The organism is Synechococcus sp. CBW1107 (genome assembly GCF_015841355.1).
In the GTDB taxonomy this organism is placed as follows: Bacteria; Cyanobacteriota; Cyanobacteriia; order PCC-6307; family Cyanobiaceae; genus Regnicoccus_A.
The window spans coordinates 2,324,001-2,341,582 of the sequence record NZ_CP064908.1 but is presented as its reverse complement, the minus strand read 5'-3'; the positions used below and the strand labels follow the sequence as shown (position 1 = coordinate 2,341,582).

21 protein-coding genes are annotated in these 17,582 nt (G+C 70.5%); 9 read left to right on the top strand and 12 right to left on the bottom strand.

Annotated features, from left to right (window positions below):
* Positions 1 to 6: 6 nt before the first annotated feature.
* Positions 7 to 828 carry a TlyA family RNA methyltransferase gene (locus I1E95_RS12200; protein ID WP_197162614.1) on the bottom strand — a complete coding sequence of 274 codons (822 nt, stop codon included), beginning with the start codon at positions 826 to 828 and terminating at the stop codon, positions 7 to 9.
* A 57-nt stretch (positions 829 to 885) separates the two neighbouring features.
* On the opposite strand from I1E95_RS12200, the gene purB reads away from it, so the two are divergent.
* Positions 886 to 2,181, top strand: coding sequence for an adenylosuccinate lyase (purB, locus tag I1E95_RS12195; protein ID WP_197162612.1), 1,296 nt, complete (start codon positions 886 to 888; stop codon positions 2,179 to 2,181).
* 67 nt (positions 2,182 to 2,248) lie between these two features.
* Here the strand turns inward: purB and I1E95_RS12190 are convergent, their stop codons facing one another.
* The gene (locus I1E95_RS12190; protein ID WP_197162611.1) at positions 2,249 to 5,158 is read right to left on the bottom strand and encodes an RNA helicase; all 2,910 of its coding nucleotides are present in this window, start codon (positions 5,156 to 5,158) and stop codon (positions 2,249 to 2,251) included.
* A 69-nt stretch (positions 5,159 to 5,227) separates the two neighbouring features.
* On the opposite strand from I1E95_RS12190, the gene I1E95_RS12185 reads away from it, so the two are divergent.
* The 6 genes from I1E95_RS12185 to bioA are packed head-to-tail and all read left to right on the top strand — an operon-like array spanning position 5,228 to position 10,030.
* Positions 5,228 to 6,436 carry an aminotransferase class I/II-fold pyridoxal phosphate-dependent enzyme gene (locus I1E95_RS12185; protein WP_197167486.1) on the top strand — a complete coding sequence of 403 codons (1,209 nt, stop codon included), beginning with the start codon at positions 5,228 to 5,230 and terminating at the stop codon, positions 6,434 to 6,436.
* Entirely contained in the window at positions 6,433 to 7,131 is a 699-nt protein-coding gene (locus I1E95_RS12180; protein ID WP_197162609.1) for an alpha/beta hydrolase, read from the top strand. The genes I1E95_RS12185 and I1E95_RS12180 overlap by 4 nt, the downstream gene beginning before the upstream one ends.
* The gene (locus tag I1E95_RS12175) at positions 7,131 to 7,955 is read left to right on the top strand and encodes a methyltransferase (protein WP_231594614.1); all 825 of its coding nucleotides are present in this window, start codon (positions 7,131 to 7,133) and stop codon (positions 7,953 to 7,955) included. The genes I1E95_RS12180 and I1E95_RS12175 overlap by 1 nt, the downstream gene beginning before the upstream one ends.
* Positions 7,952 to 8,587: a dethiobiotin synthase gene (gene bioD / locus I1E95_RS12170; RefSeq protein ID WP_197162607.1), complete on the top strand. Its 636-nt coding sequence runs from the start codon at positions 7,952 to 7,954 to the stop codon at positions 8,585 to 8,587. The genes I1E95_RS12175 and bioD overlap by 4 nt, the downstream gene beginning before the upstream one ends.
* Positions 8,587 to 8,742: a hypothetical protein gene (locus I1E95_RS12165; protein ID WP_197162605.1), complete on the top strand. Its 156-nt coding sequence runs from the start codon at positions 8,587 to 8,589 to the stop codon at positions 8,740 to 8,742. Before bioD ends, I1E95_RS12165 begins: the two co-directional genes overlap by 1 nt.
* A gap of 19 nt (positions 8,743 to 8,761) precedes the next feature.
* Entirely contained in the window at positions 8,762 to 10,030 is a 1,269-nt protein-coding gene (gene bioA / locus I1E95_RS12160; protein WP_197162604.1) for an adenosylmethionine--8-amino-7-oxononanoate transaminase, read from the top strand.
* A 27-nt stretch (positions 10,031 to 10,057) separates the two neighbouring features.
* Here the strand turns inward: bioA and I1E95_RS12155 are convergent, their stop codons facing one another.
* Both I1E95_RS12155 and I1E95_RS12150 read right to left on the bottom strand, forming a co-directional pair.
* Positions 10,058 to 10,324 carry a DUF3143 domain-containing protein gene (locus tag I1E95_RS12155; RefSeq protein WP_197162602.1) on the bottom strand — a complete coding sequence of 89 codons (267 nt, stop codon included), beginning with the start codon at positions 10,322 to 10,324 and terminating at the stop codon, positions 10,058 to 10,060.
* Positions 10,251 to 10,859: a J domain-containing protein gene (locus I1E95_RS12150; RefSeq protein WP_197162600.1), complete on the bottom strand. Its 609-nt coding sequence runs from the start codon at positions 10,857 to 10,859 to the stop codon at positions 10,251 to 10,253. Before I1E95_RS12150 ends, I1E95_RS12155 begins: the two co-directional genes overlap by 74 nt.
* A 56-nt stretch (positions 10,860 to 10,915) precedes the next feature.
* On the opposite strand from I1E95_RS12150, the gene I1E95_RS12145 reads away from it, so the two are divergent.
* Complete coding sequence (locus I1E95_RS12145; protein ID WP_197167476.1) at positions 10,916 to 11,650, top strand: 16S rRNA (guanine(527)-N(7))-methyltransferase RsmG; 735 nt, start codon at positions 10,916 to 10,918, stop codon at positions 11,648 to 11,650.
* A 6-nt stretch (positions 11,651 to 11,656) separates the two neighbouring features.
* On the opposite strand, the gene I1E95_RS12140 is transcribed toward I1E95_RS12145, so the two are convergent.
* The 6 genes from I1E95_RS12140 to I1E95_RS17140 are packed head-to-tail and all read right to left on the bottom strand — an operon-like array spanning position 11,657 to position 14,893.
* Positions 11,657 to 12,817, bottom strand: a complete 1,161-nt coding sequence (locus tag I1E95_RS12140) for an aldo/keto reductase (protein WP_197162599.1) — start codon at positions 12,815 to 12,817, stop codon at positions 11,657 to 11,659.
* A gap of 44 nt (positions 12,818 to 12,861) precedes the next feature.
* Entirely contained in the window at positions 12,862 to 13,251 is a 390-nt protein-coding gene (locus I1E95_RS12135; protein WP_197162597.1) for a ferredoxin, read from the bottom strand.
* Positions 13,244 to 13,636: a DUF1257 domain-containing protein gene (locus I1E95_RS12130; protein ID WP_197162595.1), complete on the bottom strand. Its 393-nt coding sequence runs from the start codon at positions 13,634 to 13,636 to the stop codon at positions 13,244 to 13,246. The genes I1E95_RS12135 and I1E95_RS12130 overlap by 8 nt, the downstream gene beginning before the upstream one ends.
* A gap of 28 nt (positions 13,637 to 13,664) precedes the next feature.
* Positions 13,665 to 13,877: a DUF2997 domain-containing protein gene (locus tag I1E95_RS12125; RefSeq protein WP_197162593.1), complete on the bottom strand. Its 213-nt coding sequence runs from the start codon at positions 13,875 to 13,877 to the stop codon at positions 13,665 to 13,667.
* A 60-nt stretch (positions 13,878 to 13,937) separates the two neighbouring features.
* Entirely contained in the window at positions 13,938 to 14,762 is an 825-nt protein-coding gene (locus tag I1E95_RS12120) for a HEAT repeat domain-containing protein (protein ID WP_197162591.1), read from the bottom strand.
* A gap of 5 nt (positions 14,763 to 14,767) precedes the next feature.
* Positions 14,768 to 14,893, bottom strand: a complete 126-nt coding sequence (locus tag I1E95_RS17140; RefSeq protein ID WP_255110479.1) for a hypothetical protein — start codon at positions 14,891 to 14,893, stop codon at positions 14,768 to 14,770.
* An 80-nt stretch (positions 14,894 to 14,973) separates the two neighbouring features.
* Here I1E95_RS17140 and I1E95_RS12115 point away from each other — a divergent pair, with 80 nt between their 5' ends.
* On the top strand, positions 14,974 to 16,278 hold the full coding sequence (locus tag I1E95_RS12115; RefSeq protein WP_231594611.1) for an MFS transporter: 1,305 nt from the start codon (positions 14,974 to 14,976) through the stop codon (positions 16,276 to 16,278).
* Positions 16,279 to 16,341: 63 nt separating this feature from the next.
* On the opposite strand, the gene rlmN is transcribed toward I1E95_RS12115, so the two are convergent.
* Together rlmN and I1E95_RS12105 are read right to left on the bottom strand one after the other, a co-directional pair.
* Positions 16,342 to 17,430 (bottom strand): 23S rRNA (adenine(2503)-C(2))-methyltransferase RlmN, encoded by a 1,089-nt coding sequence (gene rlmN, locus I1E95_RS12110; RefSeq protein ID WP_197162589.1) that lies wholly within the window; start codon positions 17,428 to 17,430, stop codon positions 16,342 to 16,344.
* A complete protein-coding gene (locus I1E95_RS12105) occupies positions 17,427 to 17,582 on the bottom strand; it encodes a high light inducible protein (protein WP_197162587.1) in 156 nt (51 codons plus the stop codon). The genes rlmN and I1E95_RS12105 overlap by 4 nt, the downstream gene beginning before the upstream one ends.

Sequence of the window (17,582 nt, the reverse complement as noted above, 5' to 3'; positions counted from 1 at the left end):
TGGTGGTCAGCCGGCCGTGAGGGTGCGGCTCACCAGGGCGCGGATCGAGTCGTCCGCCACCAGGGCATCCGCCGGTGCAGGATCCGAACGCAGCCAGAGCAGATATTCGTGGTTGCCGGCGGGACCCGTGAGCGGTGAGGCGATCAGGCCCCAGGCCCAGAGGCCAAGCGGGGCCGCGGCGGCAATCACCGCCGTGATCGCCTCGGCATGGGCGAGAGGGTCACGCACCACGCCGCCTTTGCCGACCCGCTCGCGACCCACCTCGAACTGAGGTTTCACCAGAAGCACGGCCTCGGCCCAGCCGGGCTGAAGCAGGGCTCGCAGAGCCGGCAGCACCAGGGCCAGGGAGATGAACGAGACGTCGGCGACCGCCAGGTCTGGCCAGGGATCCTCAGGGCCATAGAGCTGCTCGGGAGTGAGGCGGCGCAGGTTGGTGCGCTCCCTCAGCACCACCCGAGGGTCGGTGCGCAGGCTCCAGGCGGTCTGGCCGTAGCCCACATCGATGCCGTAGACCCGCTCGGCGCCGTGCTGGAGCAGGCAGTCGCTGAAGCCACCGGTGGAGATGCCGCCGTCGAGGCAGACGCGCCCCGGCACCCGCAGGGGGAAGGCCTCCAGGGCCGCCACCAGCTTCTCACCGCCACGGGAGACGAAGCGGGGCGGGTGCTCCACCTCGGGCCGCAGATCCGGAGCCACCTCCTGGCCGGGCTTGTCGAGCACCCGGTCGCCGCTGCGCACCCGTCCGGCACGGATCAGCTGCTGCGCCTGCTGACGGCTTGCTGCCAGGCCCAGCCACACCAGATGCTGATCGAGCCGCTGCTTGCCTGCCATCGGGATCCCGTTGGGGTCGACCCATAGATTGACCAGGACGTTGCCACGCGCTGGCCCTTGATCGAGCGTTACACCCTGCCCGAGATGGGCCGCATCTGGAGCGAAGAGGCCAAATTCCAGAGCTGGCTTGATGTGGAGATCGCCGCCTGCGACGCCAATTGCCAGCTGGGACGGGTGCCTCAGGACGCCATGGCTGAGATCCGGGAGCGGGCGCGCTTCGAGGTGCCCCGCATCCTGGAGATCGAGGCCGAGGTCCGCCATGACGTGATCGCCTTCCTCACCAACGTGAATGAGCACGTGGGCGATGCGGGCCGCTTCATCCACGTGGGCATGACCAGCTCCGATGTGCTCGACACAGGCCTGGCCCTGCAGCTCAAGGCCTCGGTGGCGGCGCTGCGGGTCGAGCTCGATGAGCTGGCTGCCGCGCTGAGGACCCTGGCCACGGAGCACAAGGACACGGTGATGATCGGTCGCTCCCATGCGATCCACGGCGAACCGATCACCTTCGGCTTCAAGGTGGCGGGCTGGCTCGCCGAAACGGAGCGCAACCGGGAACGGCTGGAGCGGCTGGCCCAGGTGGTGGCGGTGGGTCAGATCAGTGGGGCCATGGGCACCTACGCCAACACCGACCCCCAGGTCGAGGCCCTCACCTGCGCCAGCCTGGGGCTGGAGCCCGACACCGCCAGCACCCAGGTGATCGGCCGTGACCGCCATGCGGAATACGTGCAGACCCTGGCGCTGGTAGGCACCTCCCTGGAGCGGTTCTCCACTGAGATCCGCAATCTGCAGCGCACCGATGTGCTGGAGGTGGAGGAGAACTTCGCCAAGGGGCAGAAGGGCAGCTCGGCGATGCCCCACAAGCGCAACCCCATTCGCAGCGAGCGGATCAGCGGTCTGGCACGGGTGCTGCGCAGCTACACGATCGCCGCCCTGGAGAATGTGGCCCTCTGGCACGAGCGCGACATCAGCCACAGTTCGGTGGAGCGGATGATGCTGCCCGACTGTTCCTGCACCCTGCACTTCATGCTGCGGGAGATGACGGAGGTGGTGAAGGGTCTCGGAGTGTATCCCGAGAACATGAGCCACAACCTGAATGTCTACGGCGGGGTGGTGTTCAGCCAGCGGGTGCTGCTGGCCCTGGTGGAGAGCGGCCTCAGCAGAGAAGACGCCTACCGGATCGTGCAGCGCCACGCCCACGACGCCTGGAACCGCGACGGGGGCGACTTCCGCGCCAACCTGGCCGCCGATCCCGTGGTGGTCGCCAGCCTTGACCCGTCCCAGCTCGACGCCTGCTTCTCCACCGACCTGCACCGCGCCCAGCTGGAGGTGATCTGGGAGCGGCTGGGGATCTGAACCGGCTGGATCTGCACTCCCGCTGTGCTGGCGGCTGATGGCTGATGGCACCGCAATGGCACCCTGATCAGGCCGTTTGGGGTGCTGCTGGACGGGCCGTGGCCGGAGTGGCAGGAACGGACGGCGGTGAGACGGGGACCGCTTCGGCGCGCAGGTCGAGGAATTCCGACACCGGAAAGCGGTTGATCGCCTGGAGCGCCTTGCGGGCGGTGGTCCGCAGCTGCTCGCTGATCGCTTCGGCGTAGGGCACCTGGGACAGAAGATCGACGGTGCGGCGCAGAATGCGCACGACGTCGCCTTCATCGAGGGAGGTGTTGGCGATCACGTCGTTCCAGCTGCTGCCGCGGGCCCAGGCATGGACCAGCCCCATCAGCTCGGGCTCCCACCAGGCCGGCACCACCACATGGGCCCGCTCCTGGTGGCGCAGCAGCTCCCGGCGCAGGCCACTCAGGTCGTGCAGGGCCTCCTCCGCCCGCGGCGGCGGCGGAAAACCGCTCCAGAGGTCGGGGCGGTTCACTTCGGTGCTGATCGCCTCGAACACCGCCGCCAGTTCCGCCGGGTTGAGTTCATCCAGGTGGCCGCTCATCAGGGCCAGACCCAGCCAGAGCTCGTTGTCGCCGCGCAGGGCGGCCACGGTGCGGCCCACCTCGGTGGGCTCCAGACCATCGGCTCCGGCGAGCGCACCGAAGGCGCGCAGGATCTCGATCAGGGCCAGGAACGTGTCCCAGTGGCGGTTGGCGCGGTGGTGCAGCAGCCTCTGGCGCTCCTCGATCTCCTCGCTCAGTTCCTCCATCCGCCGCCGCTGCTTCTTGAGCTGGCGCCGGTCGCCCCAGCGGTGGGCGGGATGCTGCTCAAGCTCCTCCTCCAGCCGCTGCACCAGCTCAGCCTGGCTGCGCACCTCCCCCGCCAGGTCGTACTGGGGGGTGTGCATGTCATGGCGGCGGGCCATCGACGCCACCGCCAGGGCCAGGCCACCGCTGGCGTTATCGCCATGGCGAATCTCCCCGGCATGCTCCAGGTGGGGCGCCGCGATCGAGTCCACCTGCAGGCAGCTCAGCTCGGCATGGAGGCTCACCACCCCATGGCAGGGCACCAGGATCCAGACGTTCTCCTCGGTGAGGCAGAGCAGCAGCGGGAACTGGCCGGAGCCCTTCTGCTTGGCCACGATCACCGCCGGGGTCACCCGGCCCCGCAGCTGGGGGGCCTTCAGGCTCACCAGAGTGCCCTCACTGGCGAACTGCAGGGCCAGGGTGAGTTCATGGGCCAGGGTTTCCTCGGCCTGCTGCTGCAGGATTCGCTGGATGCGCCGCTCCTCCCGCAGCCGCTCCCGCTGCTTCTCGTAGGCCTCGAAGTCGTCCCAGGGGATGTCTGCGTTGGGACCAGCCAGCTGGGCCAGCTGAGCGCGCAGGGAGGCGATGTTGGATTCGTCCTCCACCAGATCCAGGGTGGCCAGGTAGCGCCCGAAGCTGCGCTCCACCAGCTGCTTGGCCTTGGCCAGGTCGTGGCGCTGCAGGAGGTTCAGCACCATGCCGTAGCTGGGGGTGAACTGGCTCACCAGCGGATCGGCTGGACTGGTGGCCAGCTGTCCCGCCTCGCGCACCCCCTCGAAACGGCTCTGCACCGTGACCACATAGCCCTGCACATCCAGGCCGCGCCGGCCGGCCCGGCCGGCCATCTGCAGGAACTCGCTGCCCATCAGCGGCCGGTGACCCCGCTCGGTGCGCTTCGAGAGAGCCGAGATCACCGTGGTGCGCGCGGGCATGTTGATGCCGGCGGCCAGGGTCTCGGTGGCGAAGACCACCTTGACCAGCCCCTGCTGAAACAGCTCCTCGATCAGTTCCTTCCAGGCCGGCAGCACGCCGGCATGGTGGGCGGCGATGCCGCGGGTGAGGGCCTCGGCGTGGCCCCCCTCGCGCACCGCTTCCGGGGTGGCGGCCACGAAAGCCTCGAGCCGGGCCACGATCAGGGACTGCTCCGCCTCGCTCACCAGACAGACGCGGCCCAGGTCGCGCACCGCCTTGTCGCAGGCGCGGCGGCTGAAGATGAAATAGATGGCCGGCAGCATGTCGCGCTCGGCCATCTGCGCCACCACGAAGGGCAGTGGCGCCGCCTCCGGCTGGGGCGGTTTCGGGCTCCTGCCCTTGCGCCTCTCCCCCTTCGGCGCCCGCCACACCTTGCAGTTGGGGTGCAGACCCGTTCCCTGCTCGTTGAGCAAGGGGTGCAGGCCCTTGGCGCTGCAGAAACTGAAGGCCAGCGGCACCGGCCGGTGGTCGCTCACCACCAGCGTGGTGGGGCCATGCACCCGCTCGATCCAGTCGGTGAGCTGCCCGGCGTTGGCCACCGTGGCCGAGAGGGCCACCAGCTGCACCGGCGGCGGGCAGTGGATGATCGATTCCTCCCAGACCGTGCCCCGCTGGGAGTCGTTCATGTAGTGGCACTCATCGAGCACCACCGCCTCCACATCAGCGAGGGGATCGTCTCCCCGGTCCACCTCCGCGTAGAGCATGTTGCGGAAGATCTCGGTCGTCATCACCACGATCGGCGCTTCGCGGTTCACGCTCAGGTCTCCGGTCATCAGCCCCACCTGATCAGCCCCGAACTGCTCGCGGAAATCGCGCAGCTTCTGGTTGGAGAGGGCCTTCAGCGGCGTGGTGTAGAACACCTTCTGGCCATGGGCCAGGGCCCGGTGGATGGCGTACTCGCCCACCAGGGTTTTGCCGGAGCCGGTGGGGGCGCTCACCACCACGGAATGGCCCTGGTTGAGGGCGTCGATCGCCTCCAGCTGGAAGGGATCGAGGGGGAACGGGAAGAGCTGATCGAGGGGGGGCACCTCACTGGGGACCACAGCCAGATCCTTGCTGGAGCCCAAAGACAGATCCTTCACCGCCTCAGGCCTGTAGCTCTCGGCCAAGGATGCTGGAACCGCCGCTGGAACCGCCGCCGGATCAGGAGGAGCGTTGGAACCGGCGGTTTGCATCACCCAATCTTATGGGCTGCCCAGCGAGCAGAGTGGTTGAAGTGCAACTGCCCTGGCGGTGCCTTCCGCGTGGCCCGTGATCCGCTCGATTCGATTCAGCAGGCCCTCGCGGGGGTGCCCGAGCAGCGTCGGCGAAGGCTGCGCACATTTCGCCCCGGCCCCGCCGCCACCCTCCTGCCCGTCGATGCCGGCCCACTCCGAAGGCCCCTGCTTGATCTCGCCAGCAACGACTACCTCGGGCTGAGCGCCCACCCCAGCCTGAAGGCGGCGGCCATGGCCGCCATCGGGAGCGAAGGGGTGGGCTCCGGCGGATCACGGCTGGTGAGCGGCACGCGCCCCTCTCATCTCCGGCTCGAGGCAGCCCTCGCCCACTGGCTGGGGCGCGAGCGGGTCCTGCTCTTCCCCAGCGGCTTTCAGGCCAACCTGGCCGCGGTGCTGGCCCTGGCCGACCGCCACAGCGAGGTGATCGCCGACCGGCTGATCCACCACTCCCTGCTGGTGGGGATCCAGGCCAGCGGCGCCCGCCTGCGCCGCTTTCGTCACAACGATCGCTCCGACCTGCGCCGTCTGCTGGAGCGCGGAGCCCGCAGCGAGCCCGACCGGCGTCAGCTGGTGGTGAGCGAAAGCCTGTTCAGCATGGAGGGCACCAGCCCCGACCTGGCCGGCATCGCCGCAACCTGCAGGGAGTTCGGCGCCCTGCTGCTGGTGGATGAAGCCCACGCCCTCGGGCTGCTGGGCCCCGGTGGCCGCGGCCTGGCCTGGGGTCTGGCGGGGGTGAGCCTGGTGAGCGGCACCTTCGGCAAGGCCTTCGGCGCCGGCGGGGCCTTCCTCGCCGCCGATGGCCCCCTGGGCCCCTGGCTGCTGCAGAGCTCCGGCGCCTTCCGCTACACCACCGCCCTGGCGCCGCCGCTGGCGGCCGCGGCCCTGGCGGCCCTGGAGCTGCTCCAGGCTGATCCCGGCCAGGGCGAAGCCCTGATGCGCCGAGCCCGGCGCTGGCGGGACGGCCTCGAGGACGCCGGCTGGCGGCGCCCGCCCGGCGAGGGTCCAATCCTGCCGCTGCACGTGGGCGATGACGCCCTGGCCCTCGACCTGCAGGGCCATCTGGAGCAGGCCGGCCTGCTGGGGGTCGCGATCCGCCCGCCCACGGTGCCGGCGGGAACGGCGCGCCTGCGGCTGGTGCTGCGCCGCGACCTGCCCCACGGCAGCCTCGATCGCCTGCTCCAGGCCCTGGCCGCCTGGCCTCACGCCCCCGCCTCAGCCTCCGCCCCCGCCCCATGAACCGTCGTCCCCTGGAGCTGATCGCCATGCATGGCTGGGCCGGCGACAGCCGGGCCTGGCGGCCCTGGCAGCAGGCCGCGGCCCGCCGTGGCTGGAGCTGGCAGAGCGGAGAACGTGGCTACGGCCAGCTGCCCCCCCAGACGCCCCAGTGGCCGGAGCAGGGCGGCCCCAGGGCCGTGATCGTGCATTCCCTCGGGCTGCACCTGCTGCCGGCCCCTGTGCTGGCGGAGGCGCAGGCCGTGGTGCTGCTGGCCAGCTTCGGGGGCTTCGTGCCCCCCGGGCCCGGGGGCCGGCGCTGGCGGCAGGCCCTGCGCGGCATGGGCCGGCGCCTGGAGGCCGGCGACAGCGCCGCCATGCTCGCCGACTTCCTGCGGGAGGCCGCCGCTCCCGCGTCGGTGGAGCTGCTGCCGCCGGGGCCCTCGTCCGGGGTGATGCCCGCCGAAGGGGTGGAGCGGTTGCGCCAGGATCTGCTCCTGCTGGAGCAGTGCAGCGCCGTGCCTCCCACCTTCCCCAGCGGTGCCCGAAGCCTGATCGTCGAGGCCGGGGCCGATCGCATCGTGGCTCCCGAGAGCCGAGCGGCCCTGAGCAAAGCCCTGCCGGACGCAGAGCACTGGTCCCTGGCCGCTGCCGGGCACAGCCTGCTGGGCAGCGATCTGGTGGAGCCGGTCCTGAACTGGCTGGAGGCCGGACACTGATGGTCCTGCTCCGACCAGCCCCCTCGATGACCCAGCGGGTGCGACTGGCCTTCAGCCGCCGTGCCCGCCACTACAACGACGCCGCCAGCCTGCAGCGGGCCGTGGCCTGGCGTCTGGCCCGCCACTGCCGCGACCTGCCCCTCCCTGAGGGCCCGATGGCGGATCTGGGGGCCGGCACCGGTCTGCTCGGCGGCGCCCTGGAACAGCAGCGCCCTGGCTGGAGCCTGCTGCGCCTCGATGCCTGCGCGGCCCTGCTGGAGCAGGACGCCCGTCAGGGCCGCGCCAGGGCTGCCTCGCCACTGGCTGCGGCACCCCAGCTCCTCTGGGACCTCAACGACGGCCTGCCCGCGGCCCTCGGCGGGGCGGCGCTGCTGGTGTCGAGCTTCGCGCTGCACTGGCTGGATGATCCCGCCGCCAGCCTGCGCCAGTGGTGCGAGGCCCTGGCACCGGACGGTTGGCTGGGGCTGGCCGTTCCCACCGCCGGCAGCTTCCCCCAATGGCGCCAGGCGGCCGCCGCCGCCGGCGTGCCCTGCACCGCCCTGGCCCTGCCCGAGCGGTCCCGCCTGCTGGCCGTTGCCGCCTCACGTCTGGAGCTGCGGTTGGCCACGACCCTGCGCTTCAGCCAGCGCGGCCCCAGCGGCCGGGCCCTGCTGCGGCCCATGGGGGCCGTGGGCGCCGGCAGCACCGCCGCCCCACCCCTGGGGGTGGGGGCCTGGCGGCGGCTGGAGGCCCACTGGCCCCGCGACCATGACGGCCACAAGCACCTCAGCTGGGAGGTGCTGCTGCTGATCGGCCACCAACCCGCAACGGAGCTGAAGCGATGACACGCCTGGTGGTCTGCGGCACCGACACCGATGTGGGCAAGACCGTGGTGAGCGCCCTGCTGGTGCAGGGGCTTGGCGCGCAGTACTGGAAGCCGGTGCAGTGCGGCCTGGAGGAGGGGGGTGACACGGCCAGGGTGGCGGCCATGCTCGGGCTCAGCCCCGCTGAAGCTGCCGAGCGCCTCCTGCCGGAGGCCTACCGCTACAGCCATCCGGTCTCGCCCCACTGGGCCGGTGAGCTGGAGCAGCGGCCGATCGAGCTGGAGCGTCTGGCGCTGCCCCGGGTGAGCGGTCCGCTGGTGGTGGAAACCGCCGGCGGCCTGCTGGTGCCCCTGCGCCTCGACAGCCTCCAGATCGATCAGATCCGCCGCTGGGACCTGCCGGTGCTGCTGGTGGCCCGCAGCGGCCTGGGCACCCTGAACCACACTCTGCTCTCGGTGGAAGCCCTGCGCACCAGAGCCATCCCCCTGCTCGGCCTGGTGCTCAACGGCCCGCTCCACCCCGACAACCCCCGCACCCTGGAGGCCATGACCGGGGCGTCGGTGCTGGCCTGCCTGCCCCCCCTGCCCCGGCTGGATCGCAACGCCCTTGCCGAGCAATGGCAGGCCAGCGGCCTGGCCCGTAGCCTGGCCTGATGACACGAGGAAATCTGCTGGTCAGCGCATCAGTGGCTCTGCTCTGCACCGGCATCCTGGTGCTGTTCACCGATGTGGAGCTGGGGATGGTGCGCTGGTTCAACTGCGGACCCTGGGCCTCCGACATGTCCCGCCTGGAGAAGCGGTGCCGCTGATTCAGCCGCAGAGCGACCCTTGAACTGGCATCCCCATCTCTGGCACCCCACCACCCAGGTGGCCCGGGCCGATCCCCCCCTGAGAGTGGTCGCCGGCCGCGGCGCCGTGCTCGAGCTCGACGACGGCCGTGAGCTGATCGATGCCATCAGCAGCTGGTGGGTGACCCTTCATGGCCATGGCGAGCCGACCATCGCCACGGCCGTGGCGGAGCAGGCCCTGCGGCTGGAGCAGGTGATCTTCGCCAACTTCCGCCATCCCCCCGCCGAGCGTCTGGCCGAGCGGCTCAGCGCCGCCGCCGGGCTGGAGCGGTTGTTCTTCTCCGACGACGGCTCCACCGCCGTGGAGGTGGCCCTGAAGATCGCCTGGCAGTGGTGGCGCAACCAGGGCTCCGAGCGGCGTCAGCTGATTGCCTTCGAGGGCGCCTATCACGGCGACACCTTCGGGGCCATGGCCCTGGGGGAGCGCTCCCTGTTCTCCGCGCCGTTCGAGCCCCTGCTCTCCCCGGTGGCCCGTGCCCCCTGGCCCGCCACCTGGTGGGATGACCCAGACGTGGAGATCAAGGAAGCCGAGGCCCTTGCGGCACTGGAGCGGCTGCTGGAGGAGCCCACCGCGGCCGTGATCCTCGAGCCGCTGGTGCAGGGGGCCAGCGGCATGGTGATGGTGCGCGAGCGCTTCCTGCGTGAGCTGGAGCAGCGGGTGCGTCAGGCCGGTGCCCTGCTGATCGCCGATGAGGTGATGACCGGCTTCGGCCGCACCGGTGCCCTCTTCGCCTGCGGACGGGCCGGCATCCGCCCTGATCTGGTGGCCCTCTCCAAGGGCCTCACCGGCGGCTTCCTGCCGATGGGTGTCACCCTGGCGAGCGAGCGGATCTACCAGGGCTTCATCAGCGACGATCCAAGCCACACCCTGTATCACGGCCACAGCTTCACGGCCAATCCGCTCGGCTGCGCCGCCGCCAACGCCAGCCTGGATCTGCTGCTGCACCAGCCCGCACGCCACGAAGGCTTCGAGGCCCGCCACCGGCCCCATCTGCAGGCCCTTGCAGCGCACCCACTGGTGCGGCGGCCGCGGCTGTGCGGCACCATCGCCGCCTTCGATCTGGCGGTGGAGCGGCCGGGCTATCTCCACCCCGCCGGCCGCCGGCTGCAGCGCCATGCCATTGAGGCCGGGGTGTTCCTGCGGCCCCTGGGCCATGTGGTCTACCTGCTGCCGCCTCTCTGCCTCAGCGACGGCCAGCTGCGGCACTGCTATGCCGTGATCCGCTCAGCCCTCGATCAACTGAACTGAGTGAGGACCCTTGGCTGAAGCCCGCCCTCAGGGGCCCGCCAGGATCGCCGATTCCACGTCGGCGCGACTGAGGCCATAGGGGAACAGGCGCACCGTGATGCCGCCGCCGTGCTCCCAGCTCACCTTGAGTTCCTCCACCTCAAGCTCGATGCGGGCACTCCACGAGGGCTGCTTCAGGTCCCAGAGGCAGGGCTCGGCGGCGTCCCGGCAGGCACCCAGATCACTCAGCCACTGCTCGAGGGCCGGCAGCGGGTGGTTGTACAGGGGCGTCTGCAGGGGGGGTAAGGAGCTCATCCGCGGGCAGGCGTGCGGTGATGTCCTCAGTGTGCCGCTCGATCGGATCACTGGCCGAAGTGCTGAGCGGGGGCTGGGTGACCAGCTCCACCCCGCGCCACCAGGCCAGGCCCAGCCCCAGCACCAGGCTGAAGAGCAGGGCCAGGGCCAGCAGCACCAGGGCGAACCATTCCCCCCCCGAGAACGCCCGCCGCACCGAGAGGGGGCGACGCTCCGCGGCCGGCCCCGGCATGGCCAGGCCAGGAGCGGGACTGGCGACCGGCGGGCCCAGCGCCTCGACGCGCTGCAGCAGGGCGAGACGCAGCTGGCTGTCGTACGCCGAGCGGCGCTGAGGATCGCCCAGCACCAGGTAGGCCTCCTGCAGCCGGCGGAACTGGTCCTGGGCCTCAGGCAACGGCAGGGTGGTGGTGTCGGGGTGATACAGCTTGCTGAGGGAGCGGAAGGCCTGCCGCAGCTCCTGCGGCGTGGCTGTGCTCGGCAGACCAAGCAGCGCGTAGAGAGATGGGCCCGTGACCGGGTGCTCGCCGCCTGTCACCAACCACGCGCCATGGTTGGCTGATCCTAGAGAGCTCGACCAACGGTGCTGCAGTGATCACAGCCCCCGCCGATCCCGTTCCAGCTGGCCTCTGGGACAGCCTGGGCTGGGAGCCCACCCCCGAGCAGCTGCAGCAGTTGACGGCGTTGCAGCAGCAGCTGCGCCACTGGAACGCCCGGCTCAACCTCACGCGCCTGGTCGATGGCGACGACTACTGGATCGCCCAGGTGTACGACAGCCTCTGGCCCTGGCGCGACCAGCTCAACGCCCCGACCCAGTCCCTGCGCTGCCTCGATGTGGGCACCGGTGGCGGCTTCCCCGGCCTGGCCCTGGCGATCGCCCTGCCGGCCGCCCAGCTCACCCTGGTGGATTCCGTCGGGCGCAAGGCGGAGGCGGTGAAGGCCATGGCCGCCAGCCTGGGCCTGGGCGAGAGGGTGCAGGTCCGCTGGGAGCGGGCGGAGACCACCGGTCACACCCCCAGCTGCCGCGGCCGCCAGGACTGGGCGATGGCACGGGCGGTGGCCGCCGCCCCGGTGGTGGCGGAGTATCTGGTGCCCCTGCTCAGCACCAGCGGCCGGGCCCTGCTCTATCGCGGCCAGTGGAGCCCGGAGGATCTGGCCTGCCTGAAGCGGGCCGCCACCTGCCTGCGCGCCGAGGTGGAGCAGGTGGAGCGGATCGACCTGCCTGGAGGACGGGGGGTGCGCCACGCGGTGGTGCTCAGGCCGAGCGCCCCCTGCCCCGCCATCTATCCCAGGGCCGTGGGTCTGCCCGCCAAGCAGCCCCTGGCCTGAGCCCGATCACGCATCCGCCATCAGCCGACGGACGCTGGTGCCCCCCAGCCGCTCGCGCAGGCTCCTCAGCAGCGTCGGAATCCGCTCGGCCCAGGGGCTGGCCGTCAGCACCGCCAGCAGATCGGCTTCGCTCACCTCCCGGTCCAGGGCCTCGGCATTGGCGCCGGGGAACCAGTGGCTCCCCTGGCCCAGCAGGCCGTAGCGAGCGCGGGCGTAACCCTCCAGGTCCCAGGCCTCCAGCAGGTTGTGCAGCCAGAGCAGCACCGGCAGGTTCAGCCCTCCGGGGGTGGCCTCCCAGGTGGGCAGACCATCGCTCCAGCTCTCGAGCCAGCGAGCGCCGAGGGACTCGAGCCTGGCGCGCTCCAGCCGCTCCTGCACCGGGGCCAGCCAGCACTCGGCCTCGGGCAGACGCGCCACCGCCTGCAGATGCAGGTCGAGATCAGCCGGGCCGGCGGCGCCCACGCTGATCGTGTGGATCGCCGCCTCACGCAGGCAGAACAGGTCGTTGAACTCGATGGGGTGAAGCGGAGCGCACAGCCGGCTGATCCGCTCGGAGGGGGTGTGCAGGTGGCCGCCCTTGTCGGTGGGGCTGATCACGAACACGCCCATGTCGTGGCGGCGGGCGGCCTCGAGAGCCGGGCGATTGTCCTGGCGGATGTAGTACCAGTGCAGGTTGATGTAGTCGAAGGCATCACTGGCGATCGCCTCGAGGATCAGGGGCAGGGGCGCGTGGGTGGAGAAGCCCACATAGCCGATGCGGCCCTGCTGCTGCCAGCGCCTGACCACGTCGAGGCAGCCGCCGGGCCGCAGGGTCTGCTCCAGATGCTCGGGCAGGTTGAGGCCATGGATGCCGAGCAGATCGAGCCGCTCGATGCGCAGGCGCTCAAAGCTCAGCTCCAGCTCCGCCTCGAACTGGGCGGGATCCTCATGGGGCGGCACCTTGGTCTGGAGGATGCGCCGGGGATCGGGCACCTCCCGCAGCAGATCACCCAGTTGCCGCTCGGATGTTCCGTAATGGCGGGCGGTTTCGATGTGATGGAACCCGGCGGCCACGGCCTTCTCCAGGGTGGCGCGCAGGTTGGCCTGGCTGGCGGCGGTGATCTCGCCGGCCGGCAGATCGCTCCAGCTCTGCTGGTAGCGCATCCCCCCCAGAGAGAGAACCGGCATGGCCAACTCCGTGCGCCCGAAGCGACGGCAGGGCAGCTCCGCCGTCAAGGCCGAGGCAAGGTGCGCTGAACCCGGGATTGGCTCGGATAGCCCAGAGGCAGCAGCTCCTGGGAGCGCAGGCGCTCATCGAGCTGGGCCACGTCTTCGTACGGCACCCAGTGGATGCAATCAACCGGACAGGTGTCGATCGCCTCCTGGATGATCTCGGTGCTGTCGCCGTCCTGGCGGATCGCCCGGGACCGACCCCAGACCGGTTCCACCAGGAAGGTGTTGCCAGCCACATGCGCGCAGTAGCGGCAGCCGATGCAGACGGCCTCATCGACCCAGACGGCCTGCTGACGCAGGCTGCCCCCAAGCAACGGCTCATGGCCGCTGGGTTGCACCCTGGAGCGGGCCGGTGCCGCGTAGGCCAGGGAGGGATCGACCTCAGCCATCCCAGCGGGTGACCACGAGCTCGATCGAACCATCCAGGCTGGAGGTCTGCTCGCTCACCTGGAAGCCCTCCTGGGCGGAGGCGGCCAGAACCTGGTGCAGGGCATAGCGCTGGGTGATCTGGGCGAGAAAACGTTCGACCGGAATCGGCTGCTTCCACAGCTCCAGGTCGGTGACGAGCTCATAGGTGCCGGATTCGGCATTCCAGCGGAAGCCGATGTCGCAGCCGTCGTTGCGGGTGAGGGCCACATCGGCGAGCACGGTCTGGCCGCGGTATCCACGGACCGGCCGCTGCCCCAGCTCAGGGTCGTGGCCGAGGTCCCGCAGGGCCTCGAGCAGGGCCACGCGGTCGCGCAGTTCGGTCTTGACGGTGCTGAAGTGGGACATCGGGGCGGCCGAAGGGTATGGGTGAAACTCAGGCGGAACGCTGGTGCAGGCTCACCGAGGGGGTGACAGCCTGAGCCGCGGCCTGAAAGGCCTCGGACGTGGAGCGGCGCTGTTCCAGCGAACCGAGTTGGGTCTCGATCCGCTCGGTGAGCCGCTCGCAGGCTGCACCCTGGACGCCTTCCACAAGCTCCTCGACCCGCCCATCGGGGCGAATACGGAAGCGGATGGTGGTCTGGGCCATCCAGGGTCACTCAGGTAGGCAAATGTTAACCAGCTTCCCGTTACGCTGCAGGGAGCCGCCTCAGCGGATCAGGCCCTCGTCCACCAGGGTCTGCAGCCGCTCCAGCACCGCCGGACTCTCCAGCTGCTCCAGGGCCACCCGCGCCTCGTCCCTCACGGTGGAATCAGCGTCCTGGAGCATCACCGCCACCAGCGTTTCCACCAGTTCCCCCTGACGTGGATCCACCAGGTGGTCGTAGAGGCGCCCCAGCGACCAGGCGCTGTTGCTGCGCACCACCGGCTCGGAATCGATGCGCAGGCTCACCAGCAACTGGGCGGCGGCCTGATCGGCCTTGGCCGCGCCCGTACCGCCCACATCCGCCAGGGATCCCGCCGCCCACAACCTCACGGCCGCGATGTCGTTCTGCAGGGCCCGGATCAGAGGATTGAGCACGGGCGACTCGGGGTAATTGCCCAGGCTCCAGGCCACGGCCTTGCGCACGTAGCCGTTGCTGTCGTCCTGCAGCAGGGCCAGCAGGGGGGCCACCGCACGCGGATCGGGGTTGCGGCCCAGTGCATAGACCGCGCTCATGCGCAGGATCGGACAGGTGGCCTCCAGCAGGGGCAGCAGCAGCGGGATCGCCCGGGGGTCGCGGTGCTCACAGAAGATGCGCAGCCCCTGCATGCGCTGGTCATGGCCGCCCCTGAGCCACTCCAGCCCCAGGTCGCATTCCGCGGCGATGTCGGCCTCGGCGGGCTCGAGTGCATCGAGATCCTCGAGCGGATCGCCCAGCAGCTCCTGGGCCAGCTCGCCAGCCAGCAACTCCGGGTCGAAGGCCAGCTCGGCCGGACCGTGGGCGTAGGGGGGCAGGGAACCGCCGGGATCGGGGTTGGCTTGGTCGGTCATGGGCCTCAACCGATCGGAGCGGGGGCGGCCATGTCACCCGGAAGCCAGATCCTGGCACTCACCGCAAACAGAGCCAGACCGAACAGCACGATGATGGCGGCCGGCAACAGGGTGGAGCGGAAGAACGACACGGCACTGGCCAGGGAGGTGCCCCATTCTGGATGCTGGGGTCATCGGACTTCCGTAGGGTTCGCCCAGTCGCGTCCGGCCCTTGGCACCCGAACCAGCCAGCGAGCGCATCACAGCGGTCGAGGCGGCCTCCGGCCCCCGCCGCCGCCTGGTGGCGGTGACGGCCCAGGGGGTGGCCAGCGGCACTCCCTACATGGTGGGCAGCAAGCTGCTGCAGGGTTGGCTGGCGGCCAACCAAGTGCCCCTGAGCCTGATCGGCCTGCTCGGCCTGGCGGAACTGCCCTACACCCTGAAGATGCTCTGGGCGCCGGCCCTCGACCGCTGGCCACTGCCCTGGCCGGACCGCAGGCGTGGCTGGTTGCTGCTGCTGCAGATCACCCTGGTGGTGGTGATCGCTGCCATGGCTCTGCTGCGACCCGGCACTGGCGGGGGCAGTCTCACGGTGATCGGCCTCATGGCCGTGCTGCTGGCCGTCTGCAGCGCCACCCAGGACATCGCCGTCGACGCCTACCGCACGGACCTTCTCCCGCCGGCGGAGCGGGGCGGCGGAGCGGCTGCCTCCGCCCTGGGCTATCGGGGAGCCATGCTGGCCATCGGTGCCGGGGGGTTCATGCTGGCCGGCCGCTTCGGCTGGCCAGCGGCGTTCCTGGCCTCGGCCGCGCTGCTGCTCGCGGTGGTTCCGTTCACCCTGGCGGCGCCGCGGCTGGCACCGATCGAGCATCCCGTCACCAGCCTGCGGCAGGCGGTGGTGGGCCCGGCACGTGATTTCCTCCGCCGCACCGGCTTCGGACGGGCCGCTCTGCTGCTTCTGCTGGTTCTGCTCTACCGCTGGCCCGATGGCCTGCTCAGCCTGATGGCGGTCCCGTTCCTGATTCAGCAGGGGTTCAGTCCCGGGCTGATCGGGGCGGTGCAGGGGGGCTGGGGCATCGCCGCGACGATGATCGGCACGGTGCTCGGCGGCGTGCTCTTCAGCCGTCTGGGCATGAACCGTTCCCTCTGGCTGTTCGCCCTCATCGGAGCGATCGGCAACCTCTCCTATTGGGCCCTGGCCCAGTTCGGTGGCGGAAAGACCGCACTGGTTCTGGCTGTCGGCATGGAGAACATCGGCGGCGGGATGGTGGGAGCGGTGTTCGTGGCCTTGCTGATGAGCCTCTGCAACCCGCGCTTCTCCGCCACCCAGTACGCCCTGCTCTCCGGGGTCTATGCCCTGAGCCGCTCAATCCTGGCCGCGCCAGCCGGGCTGGTGGCCGAACGGGTGGGCTGGAGCAGTTTTTTCCTGTTCACGGTGGGAGCCGCACTGCCGGCCTTTCTGCTGATGCTGCGGCTCACCCCCTGGAACGGCGCCGGCCCCCGCGGCGCCTTCGATCCAGCGAAGGATCCCACCTGAGGCGACCTCCTGGAACGACCCCCACCGGGTCTGAGAACAGCGCAGCCAGGAGGCGGGCGGTGGTCAGAGTGACGTGACCGCCGCCCGCCGCCTGAGCTGACCGCAGGCGGCATCTTCATCGAGACCGCGGCTGGCTCGGACACTCACGGCCACATGCCGCTCCTGCAGCGCCCTGCGGAAGGCCTCCACCCGCTCAGGGCTGGGGCGCTGAAAATCCTCCTCCTCGATCGGGTTGTAGGGGATGAGGTTCACGTGGCTCTGGAACCCGCGCAACAGCGCCGCCAGGGCCGATGCCTGGCGTGGGTGGTCGTTGAGGCCCCCCAGCAGGATGTACTCGAAGCTCACGCGCCGGCCGGTGATCTCCACATAGCGGCGGCAGTCATCGAGCAGCGTCTCCAGCGGGTAGGCGCGGGCAGTGGGGATCAACTGCTCCCGCAGACCCTGATCCGGAGCATGCAGACTCACGGCCAGGGTGAACTGGGCACGGCCCAGTTTCTCCAGGGCAAGCTCGGCCAGTCTGGGAAGGGTACTGGACACCCCAACGGTGCTGACCGTGATCTGGCGCTGGGCCATGCCCAGGTCGGTGCAGAGGCAGTGAATGGCCCCCAGCACGGAATCGATCGTGAGCAGGGGTTCGCCCATGCCCATGAACACCACGTGGCTGGGACGGCGGCCCATCACCTCGCGCACGCACAGCACCTGATCGACGATCTCGTGCACCGCCAGGGAGCGCTGCAGCCCGCCCTTGCCGGTGGCGCAGAAGCGGCAGGCCATCGGACAGCCCACCTGACTCGAGACGCAGACCGTGAGGCGATCGCGGGAGGGAATGCCCACGGTTTCGAGGCTGAGGCCATCGGCGGTCCCCAGCAGCAGCTTGGTGGTGCCATCGTTGGCCACGCTGCGCTGCAGTTCCCTGGATCGGCCGAGCGGATCGGCGCCAGCAGGGTCTGCCTGAGCAGTGAGGCTCTCCCGCCACGCTTTTGGCAGCACGCTGATGTCAGCCAGGCGCCGGGCCCCCTTGGCATAGATCCAGTCGTGCAGCTGACGGCCACGAAAAGCGGGTTGCCCCTGGCTGACCGCCCAGGCTTCCAGCTCGCCCAGGCCCAGGCCCAGCAGGGGCACGTCCTGGGGCGAGGGCGCCGCGGCGATCACGACCAGATCAGCAGTCCATGGCCGAGCCAGCGCTCCACCGCCACCAGAGCGATGAAACCGAGCATGGCCAAACGACCGTTGAGCCGTTCGGTGTGGGTGTGGAAGCCGAAGCGGGGCAGGCGCCGCTTCGGAATGAGCGTGGGTTCCAGCAA

Excerpts from the sequence above, each read along its gene's own strand:
- I1E95_RS12125 (WP_197162593.1), bottom strand. The coding sequence starts at position 13,877 with ATGGCCCAGACCACCATCCGCTTCCGTATTCGCCCCGATGGGCGGGTC.
- I1E95_RS12155 (WP_197162602.1), bottom strand. The coding sequence starts at position 10,324 with ATGAGCTCCTTACCCCCCCTGCAGACGCCCCTGTACAACCACCCGCTG.
- bioD (WP_197162607.1), top strand. The coding sequence starts at position 7,952 with ATGACACGCCTGGTGGTCTGCGGCACCGACACCGATGTGGGCAAGACC.
- I1E95_RS12165 (WP_197162605.1), top strand. The coding sequence starts at position 8,587 with ATGACACGAGGAAATCTGCTGGTCAGCGCATCAGTGGCTCTGCTCTGC.
- I1E95_RS12140 (WP_197162599.1), bottom strand. The coding sequence starts at position 12,817 with ATGCCGGTTCTCTCTCTGGGGGGGATGCGCTACCAGCAGAGCTGGAGC.
- I1E95_RS12120 (WP_197162591.1), bottom strand. The coding sequence starts at position 14,762 with ATGACCGACCAAGCCAACCCCGATCCCGGCGGTTCCCTGCCCCCCTAC.
- I1E95_RS12190 (WP_197162611.1), bottom strand. The coding sequence starts at position 5,158 with ATGCAAACCGCCGGTTCCAACGCTCCTCCTGATCCGGCGGCGGTTCCA.
- I1E95_RS12130 (WP_197162595.1), bottom strand. The coding sequence starts at position 13,636 with ATGTCCCACTTCAGCACCGTCAAGACCGAACTGCGCGACCGCGTGGCC.
- I1E95_RS12200 (WP_197162614.1), bottom strand. The coding sequence starts at position 828 with ATGGCAGGCAAGCAGCGGCTCGATCAGCATCTGGTGTGGCTGGGCCTG.
- I1E95_RS12135 (WP_197162597.1), bottom strand. The coding sequence starts at position 13,251 with ATGGCTGAGGTCGATCCCTCCCTGGCCTACGCGGCACCGGCCCGCTCC.
- I1E95_RS12180 (WP_197162609.1), top strand. The coding sequence starts at position 6,433 with ATGAACCGTCGTCCCCTGGAGCTGATCGCCATGCATGGCTGGGCCGGC.
- I1E95_RS12175 (WP_231594614.1), top strand. The coding sequence starts at position 7,131 with ATGGTCCTGCTCCGACCAGCCCCCTCGATGACCCAGCGGGTGCGACTG.